We start from the raw sequence: 14,483 nt of genomic DNA on the forward strand, positions 1-14,483 counted from the left end.
GAGTTAGACGGCCTCCCAGCCGTCCTTGCCGCCGGCGCGGAAGATGGCGTCGATGACCTTCTGGTTGAGCACGGATTCCTCCAGCGTGAAGACACGCTCCTTGCCGCCCTGTGCGGCGCGCGCGAAAGTCTCGACCTCCAGCCGGTACTGCTGCGTGCCGGGAAAGCGGAACACTTGCGCTTCGGTATGGTTCTGGTTGTGCAACTCGACGCGGTGATGGTCGTAGAGCCCGGCATTGAAGGGCGAGAAGACCTCGATGAAACCCTTCTCGCCGTGGAACACCATCACCTGGCGCGCCGCCATCTGCGTCGACAGATAGAAGGACAGTTCGAAATCGCCGAAATCGGCGCGGATCGAGGAGTAGATGTCGGTGCCGAATTTCTTGTCGCGGTCGATCGTTGCCTGCACACGGCTAGGCTCCTTGCCGGTCGAAAACCGCGTCGACACAGTCGGGTAGACGCCGATGTCGGGCAGCGCGCCGCCGCCGAGGTCAAGCTGGTTGCGCATATTGTTGGGGTCGACATTGTAATAGGAGAACGCGCCCTGCACATGGCGCAGCCGGCCGATGGCGCCGCTGGCGATGAGGTCGCGCACCTTGATCCATTGCGGGTGGTAAATGACCATGAAGGCTTCGCAGACCAGCACCTTCTTGGCATCGCGCAGCTTGATCAGCGGCGGGATATCCTTGGCGTCGAGCGCCAGAGGCTTCTCGACCAGCACATGTTTTCCCGCCTCGATGGCCTTGGCCGTCCATTCGACATGCTGCGAGGTCGGCAGCGGGATATAGACGCCGTCAATATCCTTGGAGGCCAGCAGTTCCTCGTACGATCCGAACGCATGGCGCGCGCCGAAGCGCTCGGCCAGGGCCGTGGCTTTCGACAGGTCGCGGCTGGCAATCGCCGACAGCACGCCATTCTCCGCCTCGACGATTGCCGGCAACAACTGCTCGCGACCGATCTTGGCCGTCGACAACACACCCCATCGGAACATCACGCTTCTCCATGTCGGTTACATCAGGCGAGGTTTGCCCGAAATCGACGGAAAAGCCAATGACCGAGGCTGACCCCTGGCTCAGCCCCGCTTCCCCGTCAGCGTCATGTCGAAGTCGACGACGTTGGAATAGAGCGGCGTGCCGACATCCATGCCGTAGCGCGACCGCAGCACCTTGCCGGTGACATGGAATTTGATCGTGCCGCCCTTCAACCCATTGAGCTCGGCGGTGAATTTTTCCGCAAACGTCTTGCCGCGCGCCGTCAGCCTGCCGGTGACAAGGGCGGACGTGTCGCCGGTGCGGGTCACGCTGGTCGAGCGGAACTGGATTTCCGGGCTGTTGGCCGCATCGAACACCGCGTCGGAGCGCAGGAAGGCATCGATGCGGCTCTGGCCGGTGCCGACGCTTTCCGGATAGATGGTAAGGTCGACCTTCGAGCGCCCGACATCGCCATTGTCGATGCGGATCGTGCCCTTGAAGTGGGCGAAGGCGCCGTCGAAGCCGCCGCCGCCGGCCTTGCCTATGGTGAAACGGATGCTGGAGCCTGCCGGGCTGATCGTGTAGCTGCCGGCGGCGTCGCTCAATGCCACCGCCGCGGCTGCGGGCACGGCAAGGCATGCGGCAAAAGCCGCGAATCCAAGGATGCGCGCATGCATGGGATTGTTCCTTTCCTGGAGGCAACGCTTGTTCGCGTCCTCACCTCACAAACGCGCGTGCCGCCCGCTCTATTCCCCACCTGACGAAGGTGTGATCATACGCGTGAGCACGCTGTCGCGCAGCAGGAAGTGATGGCGCAGGGCGGCTGCGACATGCAGCGCGACGAGCGCGATGCCCAGATAGGCGAGATACCAGTGCGCGGCTGCCCAGAAGCTTTCGGCGGCATCGGATTCGGCGAGCGGCAGATTGGGCATAACGAACAGGTTGAACGGCATGGTCGGGATTTCCAGCGTCGACACCGAAACCAGCGCCCAGCCGGACAAGGGCAAGGCGATCTGGAAGGCATAGAGCGCCAGATGCGCGAGCGGCGCCGTACGCCGTTCGAGCGCGCCGACCGAAGCCGGCAGAGGCGGCGTCGCATTGCCAAGCCGCCACGCGATGCGCAGGATGATGAGGCCAAGCAGCAGAAAGCCCAGCGATTTGTGCAGCTGGATCAGCTCGAAAGCGGTACGCTGGCTGGTCAGCCGCACCATGATGAAGCCGAGGGCGAACTGGCCGATGAAAATGATGCCGATCAGCCAGTGAAGAAGGATCGTCGCCCAGCCGTAGCGGGTCGCGGTGTTGGTGATCGACTGCATTGTGTGTGAACGACGCTGGACAGAACTTTCTTCCAACGCCCCTCACCCTCCCTACAAGGTGGAAGGGTAAGCTAACCGCTCACCTTGAAGAAATCCACAAATGCCCTGAGCGCCGGGCGCATCTGCCGGCGGCTGGGGTAATAGACAAAGAACCCGTCGAAGGGTGGGCACCAGTCCTCCAGCACGCGGATCAGCCTTCCGTCGGCGAGCGGGGCATGCACATAAGGCTCAAAGACGAAGGCGAGCCCGGCGCCGTCGATCGCGGCTTGCGCGATCAGATGGTCCTCGTCGAGGATCAGCGGCCCCTGCGCGGCGATCTCCATCTCCTCGCCGTCCTTTTCGAATTCCCAGCGGTAGAGAATGCCGCTGGAGAAGCGGAAGCGGATGCAGCGATGAACGGCAAGGTCGCGCGGATGATGCGGCCTCGGCATGGCCGCGAAATAGGATGGCGCGCCGACCACCGCGCCGCGCATGTCCGGCCCGATGCGCACCGCGATCATGTCGCGCTGCAGGCTCTCGCCGAGCCGCACGCCGGCGTCGAAACCACCTTCCACCACATCGGTGAAACGATCCTCGATGAGGATCTCCAGCACGATATCGGGATAGGCCGCGGCAAAGGCGCCGAGCCGTGGCGTCAGCACCAGATGCGCCGCCGTGCGCGGCACGCTGAGCCGCAGATTCCCGGCCGGCCGGTCGCGCGCCTCGAGTGCCGTCTCCAGCGCCAGGTCGATTTCGGAAAGGGCAGGACGTAACCGCTCCAGCAATTGCGCACCCTCTTCCGTCGGCGCGACGCTGCGGGTGCTGCGCGCCAGGAGCCGCACGCCGAGCCGTGCCTCCAGACTGGACACGGCATGGCTGACCGCCGACGGTGCGATGGCCAATTCCCTGGCCGCGCCGCGAAAGCTGCCACATTGGGCGACGGTCGCCAGCACGGCCAGTTGGGAGAGATGCGCTCGGTTCATTGATCTATTTATTGGAACAGCCCGTGCAAATGAGAGACGATTATCGAACACAAAGCAAGGCGCTATCTCCTCATGCATGTCGCCCAAAAGTGCGCAGCGGTTTTGGGACAACGACATGCACAACAAAACTTAAAGCGCGTTGTCGACGCGCTTTAAGCATCACAACAAGGAGATGCCTGATGCAAAGCCGCAAGCTAGGAACTGAATTGAACGTTTATCCCGTCGGCCTCGGCTGCATGGGCATGAGCTTTGCCTATGGCGGTCAGCCGGAGGGCGAGGCGATCGCCACGCTGCACCGCGCCGTCGAGATCGGCGTCAACTTCTTCGACACGGCGGAAGTCTATGGCCCCTACGAGAACGAGATCCTGCTCGGCAAGGCACTGAAGTCGGTTCGCGACAAGGTGACTATCGCCACCAAGTTCGGCTTCAAGATTCTGGAGGAAGGCACCGGCCTCGACCGCATGGCCGGCGTCGACAGCCGCCCCGAGCACGTCAAGGCGGTGGCCGAGGCCTCGCTGAAGCGGTTGGGTACCGATGTCATCGACCTCTATTACCAGCACCGTGTCGACCCCAACGTGCCGATCGAGGATACGGTCGGTGCCATGGCCGAGCTGGTGCGCGAGGGCAAGGTGCGCGCGCTCGGCCTGTCGGAGGCAAGTGCGGCGACCATCCGCCGTGCGCATGCCGTGCACCCGATAGCGGCCGTGCAGAGCGAATATTCGCTGTGGACCCGTGACCCGGAAGAGGATGTGTTCGCCGTCTGCCGCGAACTCGGCATCGGCTTCGTTCCCTACAGCCCACTCGGCCGTGGCCTTTTGACTGGCACCATCGCCAGGCCCGAAACGCTTGACGATGGCGACTGGCGCCGGACCTTGCCGCGCTTCCAGGCCGAGGCCATGGAAGCCAATGCCAAGGTCATCGCCACGCTGGAAACAATGGCGGCGGAAAAGGGCGTAACCTCGGCGCAGCTGGCGCTCGCCTGGGTGCTGCACCAGGGCGATTTCATCGTACCGATCCCGGGTGCACGGAAAATCCGTCATCTGGAGCAGAACACTGCGGCGGCGGAGATCGAGCTGAGTGCAGCCGAGGTCGCGGCGATCGGCGATGCGCTGTCACCGGACAAGGTGGTCGGCAAGCGCTACACGGAGGAGTTGCTGGCACTGGTGAATGGGTGAGCAGCGGTCAGCGGAAGAAGGGGCGCTTCGGCGCCTCTTTTTGCAGCGTTGAAAATGGGAGCCGTTGGCGGGACAGCGCCCCCCTCTGACCTGCCGGACATTTCCCCCACAAGGGGGGAGATTGGATGTCGTCTAGGCTTTCGCCAATCGCTGACGTTGAGAATGCGCAGGGCGCCGAAGCTGCTGATCTCCCCCCAAGTGGGGGAGATGCCCGGCAGGGCAGAGGGGAGCGCCTCGCTCGGCATATGTCTGCACCCCTACCACGGCACCACCTCAATCTCCGGCCAGCACTCCCGCGCCCGCTTGCCCTTCGCCTCATGCGTGCGCCGGTTATCCATCACTCGGTTTGGCGTGATGCGGAACGAAAAGACATCGTCGAGCCCGAATGGCGCCACCAGATCGAGCTGCCCGTGGGCATCGAACCGCACCCCGACCGCATGCGTCTTCGAGGCGAAATGGCTGATGGGTTCGCTGGAACTCGTATAGCGCGGGCAGGGCTGCCCGAATTTCTGCGGATACCAAAGATGCACCCGCGCCTGGTTGCGCACCTCGACCGGCAGCGCCAGCTCTTCGAAATGCCGCGCTGCCTGGCGGATGACATCGTCCTCGGCCTCATAGGACAGGTCGCTGTCGTCGAAATAGAACAGGTCGACATCCTTGATGCCGTAACCTGATGGCTTGCCCGTCAAATGGTTCCAGACGCTGTTGTAAAGTACGCCGGAGACGACCAGCCAGTCCGGCAGCTCAAGCGTGCGGGCACGTACCAGTGCTTCACGGACGAGCGAGTCCCCCGACACGATCGCGAGAAACGCCCCTCGCTGTGCTTCGAACGGCAGCCCGGAATAGCGCAGATGGTCCATCGCCCTTTGGAGGACGATTCGCCATCTGCCTGCAAGGCGTAGTTCTGGCGCAATTCCTGTAGGAAAACCGCTACGCACTTTTCCCGAAATTGCTTCAGCCGCGCAGCACGCCGCCCGTCTGTTTGCCGACATTCTCGACGATGCGCTTGGCCAGCGCCTCGAAATCCTCGTCGGTCAGCGTCTTCTCGACCGGCTGGATCGACACTTCGATGGCGATCGATTTTTTGTCAGCGCCGAGCGACGCGCCTTCGAAAATGTCGAAGACCGAGACGGCTGTGATCAGCTTCTTGTCGGCGGCAAGTGCGGCGCGCATCAGCGTACCGGCCTCGATCGCTTTGTCGACGACGAAGGCGAAGTCGCGCTTCACCGCCTGGAAGGCCGAGAGCTCCAGCTTCGGCTTGGTCTTCGTCGGCTTGGCCTTCGGCTCCGGCACGGCGTCGACGAACACTTCGAAGCCGCAGAGTGGGCCGGAAACATCGAGCCCTTCCATCGTCTTGGGATGGAATTCGCCGAACGTGCCGAGCACGGTCTTCGGCCCGAGCTTGATCGTGCCGGACCGGCCGGGATGGTACCAGGCCGGACCGCCCGCCTCGATCTGCAGCCGTTCGACGGGCGCGCCGCAGGCCTCGAGCGCCGCAATCGCATCGGCCTTGGCATCGAACACGCCGACCGGACCGGAATTGCCGGCCCAGCTGCGGCCGGAGCCGTCGAGCTTGGCCGTGCCGCGGCGCACGCCGGCGGCCACGCGCCGCTGCTGGTCGGCGCCGTCGCCCTCATAGGTGCCCGAGACCTCGAACAGCGCGACGTCGCCAATGCCCTTGTCGGCATTGCGCTGCGCGGCGGCGATCAGCCCCGGCAGCAGCGACGGCCGCATGTCGGACATGTCGGCGGCGATCGGGTTCGCAAGCTTCAGCGCCGTCTGGCCGCCGCCGAACAACTCGGCATGCTTGGCCGGAATGAACGACCATGTGACGGCTTCCATCATGCCGCGCACGGCAAGCGCGCGCTTGGCTGTGCGGGTGCGGATCTGCAGCGTGGTCAGGATCTTCGAATTGACTGCGTCATGAGCGCCGAGCGGCTGCGGGGCGATGTTGTCGACGCCGTGGATGCGCATCACTTCCTCGACCAGATCGGCCTTGCCATCGACATCGGGACGCCAGGACGGCACCGCCACATCGACGACATCGCCCGAACCCTGCGGCTTGAAGCCGAGTCGTGACAGGATGTCGAGGCTTTCCGCCTTGGGCACCTCGATGCCGGTCAGCCGCGTCACTTCCGACAGCGGAAGGGAGACGATCTTGGGCTTGTGGCCGGCATAGCCGACGACCTCGGTCTCGGCCGGCTCACCGCCGCAGAGATCGAGCACCAGCCTCGTCGCCAGCTCGACGCCGGGGACCATGAATTCAGGGTCGACGCCGCGCTCGAAGCGGTAGCGCGCATCGGTGATGATGCCGAGCGTGCGGCCGGTGCGGGCGGTGGTGATCGGATCCCAAAGCGCGGATTCGATGAGCACGTCGGTCGTGTTCTCGTCGCAGCCGGAATGCTCGCCGCCCATCACGCCGGCGATCGATTCGACGCCGTTGTTGTCCGCGATGGCGCACATGTCTGATGTCAGCGTGTATTCGCGACCGTCGAGCGCCATCACCTTCTCGCCGTCCCTGGCGCGGCGCACGACAAGGTTGCCGGCGACCTTCATGGCGTCGAACACATGCAGCGGCCGGCCGCGATCGAAGGTGACATAGTTGGTGATGTCGACCAGTGCACTGATTGGCCTGAGGCCAATGGCGATCAGCCTTTGCTGCAGCCATTTCGGTGACGGGCCGTTCTTGACGCCCTTCACCAGCCGTAAGGCGAAGCCCGGGCAAAGCTCCGGCGCTTCGATCACCACCTTGACCGGCGTCTCGCCCTTCCCGGCAATCTTTTCGACTGCACCACTTTTCAGTGTGCCGAGCCCGCTTGCCGCCAGATCCCTGGCAATGCCGTAGACACTGGTGGCATCCGGCCGGTTCGGCGTCAGATTAATCTCGATGACCGGATCGTCGAGATGGGCGTAGGACGCAAAGCTGGTGCCGACCGGCGCGTCGGCCGGCAGGTCGATGATGCCATTGTGCTCGTCGGACAGTTCCAGCTCGCGCTCCGAACACATCATGCCGTGGCTTTCGACGCCCCGGATCTTTCCGACTGTCAGCGTCACGTCGATGCCGGGCACATAGGTGCCGGGCGCTGCGAAAGCGCCGATCAGGCCGGCGCGAGCATTCGGCGCGCCGCAGACAACCTGGACGGGGGGCTTGCCGTCGCCGGTGTCGACGGTCAGCACGCGCAGCCGGTCGGCATCGGGGTGCTGCACCGCCGTCAGCACCTTGGCGATGACGAAGGGTTTCAGGCTCGACTTGTCGTCGACATGCTCGACTTCGAGGCCGATCGACGTCAGCCGCTCGACGATCTCGTCGAGCGAGGCATCGGTCTCGAGGTGATCCTTGAGCCAGGAGAGGGTGAATTTCATGGGGCTGTTCCGTCTGGTCTTTTGACGCTTGATTTCAGATGTCTCGGCAGATCGTCGGACATATGCAGGAAGGGAAGCTGCTCGCTGACATAGGCATGCAGCGTCGGCTTGAAATCCGCCGGCGCGTCCATGGCGCCGAGCATGAAGTAGATGTCGTCTTCCAGCCGCTCGTCGACATAGGCGATGGGCGAGCCGCAGACGCCGCAAAACGAGCGCGTCACCGGGCCGTTCTCGTACATCTTCAGCGCCTTGCCGGTGAACGCCACCTTGCCGGCCAAAAAGCCGACAAAGGCCGAGACCGGCGCGCCGCTGGCCCGCCGGCAATCGCCGCAATGGCAATAGCTGACGTGATGCGGCTCGGCCGAAGCCTCGAACCGCACGGCGCCGCAGCGGCAGCCGCCGATGTGGAGCGCTGTCATGCGCTCAAGCCGCCGAACAGCGTCGGCATATCGAGCGGCCGGAAACCGTAATGCGACAGCCAGCGGACATCCGCGTCGAAGAAGGCGCGCAGATCCGGCATGCCGTATTTGAGCATGGCGATACGATCGATGCCCATGCCCCAGGCAAAACCCTGATATTCGTCCGGATCGAGCCCGCCGGCGCGCAGCACATTGGGATGCACCATGCCGCAGCCGAGAATCTCCATCCAGTCGGAGCCTTCGCCGAAACGCACTTCGCCGGACCGCGAGCGGTCGCACTGGATGTCGACCTCGAGGCTTGGCTCGGTGAACGGGAAGAAGGACGGCCGGAAGCGCATCTTGACCGAGGGCACCTCGAAGAACGCCTTGCAGAACTCTTCCAGCACCCACTTCATGTTGGCGACGTTGGCCGTCTTGTCGATCACCAGTCCCTCGACCTGATGGAACATCGGCGAGTGCGTGGCGTCGGAATCCTGCCGGTACGTCTTGCCCGGAATGACGATGCGGATCGGCGGCTTCTGCGTCTCCATGGTGCGGATCTGCACGGGCGAGGTGTGCGTGCGCAACAGCTTGCGCTCGCCCTTTTCGTCCGGCTGGAAGAAGAAGGTGTCGTGCATCTCGCGCGCCGGATGTCCCTCAGGGAAGTTCAGCGCGGTGAAATTGTAATAGTCGGTCTCGATGTCTGGACCTTCTGCTATGGCGAAGCCGAGATCGCCGAAGATCGCCGCGATCTCGTCGATGACCTGGCTGATCGGATGGATGCGGCCGCGCTCGGCCGGCGACTGCCGCACCGGCAGCGTCACGTCGACCTTCTCGGCGGCCAGACGCGCTGCGATCGCCACGTCTTTCAATTCGGCCTTGCGGGCCGTCAGCGCCTCGGTGACGCGGTTCTTGAGGCCGTTGATGACGGGCCCCTTGAGCTGGCGCTCCTCGGCGGTCATGGCGCCAAGCGTTTTCAGCATCTCGGACACGGTGCCCTTCTTGCCGAAGGCGGCGATGCGCACGGCCTCGATGGCCGGCTCGTCAGCGGCCGATGCGATATCGGCTAGCAGTGAATCTTCCAGGGCTTCAAGATTTCCAGCGGTGGCGTTCACAGTGAAGCTCTCTCGATAGGGCGACCGACACCACTTTGGTTCGTCGTCACCATTTTGGTTGCATCAGGGTCAAAAAAGAACCCGCGCCAGCCGTGCCAGCGCGGGTTCCCCAAATCAGAATTGCGAATGCTTGGGAAGCGCTGGTCTTAGGCGACAGCGCTTTCAAAAGCGTTCGGCGTGGTGTTCTTCAGATATTCGAGCGCGACCTTGGCCTTGGCCACGAGCGCGGCGAAAGCCTGCGGCTCATGGATGGCCATGTCGGACAGGATCTTGCGATCGATCTCGATTCCGGCCTTGTTCAAGCCATCGATGAAGCGGCCATAGGTCAGGCCATGCTCGTGGGTCGCGGCATTGATGCGCTGGATCCACAGCGCGCGGAACGAGCGCTTGCGGTTCTTGCGGTCGCGGTAGGCGTACTGCAGCGACTTTTCCACCGCCTGCTTGGCGATGCGGATGGTGTTCTTGCGGCGGCCGTAGAAGCCCTTGGCGGCTTTCAGGACCTTCTTGTGCTTGGCGTGCGAGGTGACGCCTCTCTTTACGCGTGCCATGTCATGATCTCCTTAAAAGCAATTCCAGGTGCCTGCGGCTTTCCGTTCGGAATTGCGTAAAACTACTGCGTGTCCGGACCGAATGCCTTAGAGGCCGTTCGGCAGAAAATTCTTGATGACCTTCTTGCCATCCGGTTCAGCCAGAACCATCGTGCCGCGGGCATTTCGAATGAACTTGTTGGAACGCTTGATCATGCCGTGACGCTTGCCGGCCGCAGCCGACAGGACTTTACCCGTACCTGTGATCTTGAACCGCTTCTTGGCGGCCGACTTGGTCTTCATCTTGGGCATTTTGCTACTCCGTATTGTTGGCGCACTATCGCGCTTCTTGTTCGCTCCGGGCCGACCAAAGCCCGAAAAGCAAATGAAACCGCCACGGCATGCCCTGCCGGGCGGTTTTCTTGAACGGCGGTCCTATACGTCAAAGACGGCCTGTGCGCAACACCTGAAGCCGTGCGACGCTGTGTCCCCCGCTCAGGGCAGCGTGAACCACACCGGCAGCATGCCCGACTGCTGCGCGCCGTCGATCAGTTCGAAGGCCGGCAGGGCGATCAGGAACACCAGGCCGTCGAGCAGCGTGGTCAACAGCAGGCGTGGCTTGAAGCTGCCAGTGTCGCCCTCCTGGTAGAGGGAAAGCTTCGGGAAGAAACGCGGCACCTTGTCCAGATAGGCCTGATAGGGCGCACCGAGCGCTTCCCTAAGGAATTTCTCCTCGCGCAGGATGACGATGTGGAAGGCGCCGGCGCACAGCAGTGCGAACAGGATGATGCCCGAGAACGAGCCGATTTGTGCGCCGACCCCGGCCGCGGCCACCGTCGAGAACACGTAGAGCGGGTTGCGGGTGATCGAGTAGGGCCCGCCCGTCACCACCTCGGAGGATTTGCGCCCGCCTATATAGAGCGTCGCCCAAAGGCGGCCGACGATGCCGAGGAAAATCAGGAGCACACCGAACATCTCGATTGTTTCATGCACCGGCGTGTCGGGCGGGAAGGTCGATTGACCGAACAGCAGCGCCAGAAACAGCACCACCACGAGCACGGCAAGCACCAGCCGACGCATCTGCTGGTAATTGCCCAGCCCGTATTTGAGTTCGTTGTCCAAGGGGATATCCGATCGTCGAGGAGCTATTGCATGTCGCCCAAAAGTGGCCCAGGTTTTGGGAGGACGACATGCATAATACAAAGCCGGCGATCGCAGCTTTAGCCGAGAAACAGGCGTCCCGCCGATCGCCGGGACGCTCTGCAAGACAATTCAGGCGGATTTGGAGCGCTGGTCACGCCTGACTTTATCGTGATCTCAGATGTGTCGGTATTCAGCACACCTTTAGCTAGCGCGGCGCCAGCACCATCATCATCTGGCGGCCTTCGAGCTTCGGCTCCGCCTCGACCTTGGCAATGGTCGCCACTTCCTCACGCACCTTGTTCAGAAGCTGCATGCCGAGCTCCATATGCGCCATCTCGCGGCCGCGGAAGCGCAATGTCAGCTTGACCTTGTCGCCCTCCTCGAAGAAGCGGCGCACCGCTTTCATCTTGGTCTCGTAGTCATGGCTGTCGATGTTCGGGCGCATCTTGATCTCCTTGATCTCGATGACCTTCTGATTCTTGCGCGCCTCGGCCGCCTTCTTCTGGTTGGCGTATTTCAACTTGCCGAGATCGAGGATCTTTACGACGGGCGGCACCGCATTGGGCGATATCTCAACGAGATCGAGCCCCGCCTCTTCGGCGAGCAGCAATGCGTCGTTGATGGAAACATCGCCGCGGTTCTGGCCTTCGGCGTCGATAAGCTGGACCCGGGGAACCCGGATGTCACGGTTGGAGCGCGGCCCATCCTTGGTCGGCGCCGCTGCTTTGAAAGGTCTGCGAATGGTCGTGGTCTCCTTGGCCGTTTCGTTCAGGATTTGTCAGTCTTGATGCGTGGACGCGCCAATGTGGTGAGCGCGCGGGCGGAGTCAATAGCACAGCATTGATAGAAAATCACCCTGATCACCGCCTGCACCAAACAAAGAAACGGCGCGAGCACTTTTCGCCACGCCCGTGGCTGTGCCACAAGAACCCCGAGCCAGAAGAGGGGCCTGAGGAAAAAGCCATGACCGTCACGCCCCCAACCTTTCTCGATGTCGATGGATCGCGCATCGCGGTGCGCCATAATGCGGGTTCGACGCCCGGTATCGTCTGGCTCGGCGGCTACAAGTCGGACATGCTGGGCACTAAGGCGCAGACCCTGTCGGACTGGGCGGCGAAAGAGGGTCGCGCCTTCCTGCGCCATGACTATTCCGGCCACGGCGAATCCGGCGGCGCCTTTGCCGACGGCACGATTTCGACATGGCTTTCGCAGAGCCTTGCCGTGTTCCGGAAGTTTGCCAAGGGCAATCAGATCCTGGTCGGCTCGTCGATGGGCGCCTGGATCGCGCTGCGCATGGTGCAGGAATTGCGTAAGGCGGGCGACGCAAGCGTCGTCGGCCTGGTGCTGCTGGCACMGGCGCCGGATTTTACCTCCGAGCTGGTCGAGCCCGTGCTGACCAAAGCGCAGAAGCGCGCCCTCGCTGAGAAGGGATTCTTCGCCGAGCCGTCGGACTATTCCACGGAGCCTTACATCTATACCCGCGCTTTGATCGAGGACGGGCGCGCCAACCGGGTGATGACTGGGCCGATCGACACGCATTGCCCGGTGCACATCCTGCAGGGGCTGGCCGATCCGGACGTACCGTCGAGCCACGCTCTGAAGCTGGTCAGCCTGCTGCCGGCCGATGATGTCACGCTGTCGCTGATTCCCGACGGCGATCACCGCCTGTCGCGGCCGCAGGACCTCGACATGCTGGTGCGCGCGGTCGGCGACATGGCCGGGCGGGGCAAGTGACGATGCGCCTTTCCATTCCGATCTCGGCCTTCGTCGCGGCAATCGTCGGCTTTGGCGGTACGCTGGCCATCGTCATTGCCGCCGCCCACGCGGTCGGCGCCACGCAAATTCAGACGGCGAGTTGGGTGACGGCCATTTGCCTGGCCATGGCGATCGAGAGCCTGTGGCTGTCCTGGCGCACGAAAATGCCTGTCATTACCGCATGGTCGACGCCAGGCCTGGCGCTGATGGCGGCGTCGACCGGCTTTTCGATCGGCGAGGCCGTCGCCGCCTTCATCGCCACCGCCATCCTGTTGATCGCCACCGGCCTGTTCCGGCCGTTGACGCAATTGATCTCCAGGATACCGCCCTCCGTCGCTTCAGGCATGCTCGCCGGCATCGTCGTCACCTTCGCCCTCAATGCGGTCAAGACCGTTCCCGTCGACCCCTGGCTGATCCTGCCGCTGATCGCGGCCTTCTTCTTGATCCGCGTGTTCCACCCGGCGCTGTCGGTGCTGTCGGTGCTGGTCGGCGGCGGTCTCGCCGCATTTCTCACCGGCCGTGTCGGCGGCCTGCCGACACCCGAACTGTCGACGCTGACGCTGATTTCACCTGATTTCACCGCCAAGGCGATGATCGGCCTGGCGCTGCCGCTCTATCTCGTCACCATGGCCTCGCAGAACCTGTCGGGGCTGGCCGTGCTGCGCGCCGCCGGCTACCACCCGGAGCCCGGCCCGTTGATCGGCGTCACCGGCCTGTTTTCCCTGTTGTCGGCGCCATTCGGTGGCTCGACGACGAATCTGGCGGCGATTTCGGCGGCGATCTGCACCGGGCCGGACGTACATCCCGACCCCGCCGAGCGCTGGAAGACCGGCCCGTTTTATGCGGTCGCCTATCTCATCTTCGCGATTTTCGGCGCCTCGCTGGTGGCGATCTTCGCCGTCCTGCCGCAGAGTCTGATCGTGCTGGTGGCGGGCCTGGCGCTGATGGCCTCGCTGGCCAACGCGCTGGCGATCGCGCTGAAGGACGAAGGCGATCGCATGGCCGCCACCGTCACCTTTGTCGTCACCGCTTCGGGGCTGACCCTGTTCGGTGTTGGCGCGGCATTCTGGGGGCTGATCGCCGGGCTGGTCGTGCTTTTCCTCGACAGGCTCAAAAAGCGATAATCATTTCAGACCCTTGTCCGGTTTTGGCGGACATTGTCTTGAATCGCCGTTTTTGCCTTCCCATTTCGATTCCACGCAGCCGGTCTTGGCTGTCTCCAACCGAAGGAATGGGAGAAAATGAACACATCTGCATTGATCCGCCCGGCCTGGACGCCGGCAACCATCGCGTTGATGGTGATCGGCTTCATGGTGTTCTGGCCGCTCGGCTTCGCCATGCTCGCCTACATCATCTGGGGCGACCGGCTCGACGGCTTCAAGCGTGACGTCAACCGTGCGACGGACGGCATCTTCGCCGGCTGCCGCCGCGGTTCCGACAAGGCCGCGCGCTGGGGCAATGGCTCCGCCCGCACCGGCAACGTCGCTTTCGACGACTGGCGCGAAAAGGAGCTTGAGCGCCTCGCCGAGGAGCGCCGCAAGCTCGACGACATGCTGACCGAGTTCGACGACTATGCCCGCGAACTGCGTCGCGCCAAGGATCAGGACGAGTTCGATCGCTTCATGGGGAAGCGCAACAAGTCGACCGCGCCGGCGAAGACCGATCCGAGCACCGGCACGACCCCTACCAAGCGCGGCAAGGGCTCGAACCTGCTTGACGACTGAGGCTTTGCGACGAGCCAAGGTACGATGACGGCGTC

16 protein-coding genes are annotated in these 14,483 nt (G+C 63.4%); 4 read left to right on the forward strand and 12 right to left on the reverse strand.

Annotated features, from left to right (window positions below; translation table 11 throughout):
• Positions 1-3 precede the first annotated feature (3 nt).
• The 4 genes from AB4Z43_RS11585 to AB4Z43_RS11600 all read right to left on the reverse strand — a co-directional run bounded on the left by AB4Z43_RS11585 (position 4) and on the right by AB4Z43_RS11600 (position 3,248).
• Complete coding sequence (locus AB4Z43_RS11585) at positions 4-990, reverse strand: Gfo/Idh/MocA family protein (RefSeq protein ID WP_441937503.1); 987 nt, start codon at positions 988-990, stop codon at positions 4-6.
• 81 nt (positions 991-1,071) lie between these two features.
• Positions 1,072-1,647 carry a YceI family protein gene (locus AB4Z43_RS11590; RefSeq protein WP_019862651.1) on the reverse strand — a complete coding sequence of 192 codons (576 nt, stop codon included), beginning with the start codon at positions 1,645-1,647 and terminating at the stop codon, positions 1,072-1,074.
• A 69-nt stretch (positions 1,648-1,716) separates the two neighbouring features.
• Entirely contained in the window at positions 1,717-2,286 is a 570-nt protein-coding gene (locus AB4Z43_RS11595; RefSeq protein ID WP_069090771.1) for a cytochrome b, read from the reverse strand.
• A gap of 71 nt (positions 2,287-2,357) precedes the next feature.
• Positions 2,358-3,248 (reverse strand): LysR family transcriptional regulator, encoded by an 891-nt coding sequence (locus AB4Z43_RS11600; protein WP_019862653.1) that lies wholly within the window; start codon positions 3,246-3,248, stop codon positions 2,358-2,360.
• 179 nt (positions 3,249-3,427) lie between these two features.
• Here AB4Z43_RS11600 and AB4Z43_RS11605 point away from each other — a divergent pair, with 179 nt between their 5' ends.
• Positions 3,428-4,423, forward strand: coding sequence for an aldo/keto reductase (locus AB4Z43_RS11605; protein WP_064985146.1), 996 nt, complete (start codon positions 3,428-3,430; stop codon positions 4,421-4,423).
• A 257-nt stretch (positions 4,424-4,680) separates the two neighbouring features.
• Here AB4Z43_RS11605 and AB4Z43_RS11610 read toward each other — a convergent pair whose 3' ends face one another.
• The 8 genes from AB4Z43_RS11610 to infC form a co-directional block, all read right to left on the reverse strand.
• Positions 4,681-5,283: a nucleotidyltransferase family protein gene (locus AB4Z43_RS11610; RefSeq protein WP_441937506.1), complete on the reverse strand. Its 603-nt coding sequence runs from the start codon at positions 5,281-5,283 to the stop codon at positions 4,681-4,683.
• A 94-nt stretch (positions 5,284-5,377) separates the two neighbouring features.
• On the reverse strand, positions 5,378-7,786 hold the full coding sequence (gene pheT / locus AB4Z43_RS11615) for a phenylalanine--tRNA ligase subunit beta (protein WP_441937508.1): 2,409 nt from the start codon (positions 7,784-7,786) through the stop codon (positions 5,378-5,380).
• Positions 7,783-8,205: a GFA family protein gene (locus tag AB4Z43_RS11620; RefSeq protein ID WP_038651485.1), complete on the reverse strand. Its 423-nt coding sequence runs from the start codon at positions 8,203-8,205 to the stop codon at positions 7,783-7,785. The genes pheT and AB4Z43_RS11620 overlap by 4 nt, the downstream gene beginning before the upstream one ends.
• Positions 8,202-9,299, reverse strand: coding sequence for a phenylalanine--tRNA ligase subunit alpha (pheS, locus tag AB4Z43_RS11625; protein ID WP_441937511.1), 1,098 nt, complete (start codon positions 9,297-9,299; stop codon positions 8,202-8,204). The genes AB4Z43_RS11620 and pheS overlap by 4 nt, the downstream gene beginning before the upstream one ends.
• Positions 9,300-9,445: 146 nt before the next feature.
• Positions 9,446-9,847, reverse strand: a complete 402-nt coding sequence (gene rplT, locus AB4Z43_RS11630) for a 50S ribosomal protein L20 (protein WP_006201247.1) — start codon at positions 9,845-9,847, stop codon at positions 9,446-9,448.
• Positions 9,848-9,934: 87 nt separating this feature from the next.
• Positions 9,935-10,138: a 50S ribosomal protein L35 gene (gene rpmI / locus AB4Z43_RS11635; RefSeq protein WP_006201248.1), complete on the reverse strand. Its 204-nt coding sequence runs from the start codon at positions 10,136-10,138 to the stop codon at positions 9,935-9,937.
• A gap of 183 nt (positions 10,139-10,321) precedes the next feature.
• Positions 10,322-10,948, reverse strand: a complete 627-nt coding sequence (locus AB4Z43_RS11640; RefSeq protein ID WP_019862659.1) for a methyltransferase family protein — start codon at positions 10,946-10,948, stop codon at positions 10,322-10,324.
• A gap of 226 nt (positions 10,949-11,174) precedes the next feature.
• Positions 11,175-11,711: a translation initiation factor IF-3 gene (gene infC / locus AB4Z43_RS11645; protein WP_010912915.1), complete on the reverse strand. Its 537-nt coding sequence runs from the start codon at positions 11,709-11,711 to the stop codon at positions 11,175-11,177.
• A gap of 221 nt (positions 11,712-11,932) precedes the next feature.
• On the opposite strand from infC, the gene AB4Z43_RS11650 reads away from it, so the two are divergent.
• The 3 genes from AB4Z43_RS11650 to AB4Z43_RS11660 all read left to right on the forward strand — a co-directional run bounded on the left by AB4Z43_RS11650 (position 11,933) and on the right by AB4Z43_RS11660 (position 14,448).
• The gene (locus AB4Z43_RS11650) at positions 11,933-12,703 is read left to right on the forward strand and encodes an alpha/beta hydrolase (protein ID WP_441937514.1); all 771 of its coding nucleotides are present in this window, start codon (positions 11,933-11,935) and stop codon (positions 12,701-12,703) included.
• A gap of 2 nt (positions 12,704-12,705) precedes the next feature.
• A complete protein-coding gene (locus AB4Z43_RS11655) occupies positions 12,706-13,848 on the forward strand; it encodes a benzoate/H(+) symporter BenE family transporter (protein WP_081296163.1) in 1,143 nt (380 codons plus the stop codon).
• Positions 13,849-13,965: 117 nt separating this feature from the next.
• Positions 13,966-14,448: a DUF2852 domain-containing protein gene (locus tag AB4Z43_RS11660; protein WP_441937515.1), complete on the forward strand. Its 483-nt coding sequence runs from the start codon at positions 13,966-13,968 to the stop codon at positions 14,446-14,448.
• Positions 14,449-14,483: the final 35 nt, after the last annotated feature.

The sequence above is a fragment of the Mesorhizobium sp. 2RAF45 genome, from assembly GCF_052115225.1.
GTDB classification, from domain to species: domain Bacteria; phylum Pseudomonadota; class Alphaproteobacteria; order Rhizobiales; family Rhizobiaceae; genus Mesorhizobium; species Mesorhizobium jarvisii.

Excerpts from the sequence above, each read along its gene's own strand:
- AB4Z43_RS11585 (WP_441937503.1), bottom strand. The coding sequence starts at position 990 with ATGTTCCGATGGGGTGTGTTGTCGACGGCCAAGATCGGTCGCGAGCAG.
- AB4Z43_RS11590 (WP_019862651.1), bottom strand. The coding sequence starts at position 1,647 with ATGCATGCGCGCATCCTTGGATTCGCGGCTTTTGCCGCATGCCTTGCC.
- AB4Z43_RS11595 (WP_069090771.1), bottom strand. The coding sequence starts at position 2,286 with ATGCAGTCGATCACCAACACCGCGACCCGCTACGGCTGGGCGACGATC.
- AB4Z43_RS11600 (WP_019862653.1), bottom strand. The coding sequence starts at position 3,248 with ATGAACCGAGCGCATCTCTCCCAACTGGCCGTGCTGGCGACCGTCGCC.
- AB4Z43_RS11605 (WP_064985146.1), top strand. The coding sequence starts at position 3,428 with ATGCAAAGCCGCAAGCTAGGAACTGAATTGAACGTTTATCCCGTCGGC.
- AB4Z43_RS11610 (WP_441937506.1), bottom strand. The coding sequence starts at position 5,283 with ATGGACCATCTGCGCTATTCCGGGCTGCCGTTCGAAGCACAGCGAGGG.
- pheT (WP_441937508.1), bottom strand. The coding sequence starts at position 7,786 with ATGAAATTCACCCTCTCCTGGCTCAAGGATCACCTCGAGACCGATGCC.
- AB4Z43_RS11620 (WP_038651485.1), bottom strand. The coding sequence starts at position 8,205 with ATGACAGCGCTCCACATCGGCGGCTGCCGCTGCGGCGCCGTGCGGTTC.
- rplT (WP_006201247.1), bottom strand. The coding sequence starts at position 9,847 with ATGGCACGCGTAAAGAGAGGCGTCACCTCGCACGCCAAGCACAAGAAG.
- rpmI (WP_006201248.1), bottom strand. The coding sequence starts at position 10,138 with ATGCCCAAGATGAAGACCAAGTCGGCCGCCAAGAAGCGGTTCAAGATC.
- AB4Z43_RS11655 (WP_081296163.1), top strand. The coding sequence starts at position 12,706 with ATGCGCCTTTCCATTCCGATCTCGGCCTTCGTCGCGGCAATCGTCGGC.
- AB4Z43_RS11660 (WP_441937515.1), top strand. The coding sequence starts at position 13,966 with ATGAACACATCTGCATTGATCCGCCCGGCCTGGACGCCGGCAACCATC.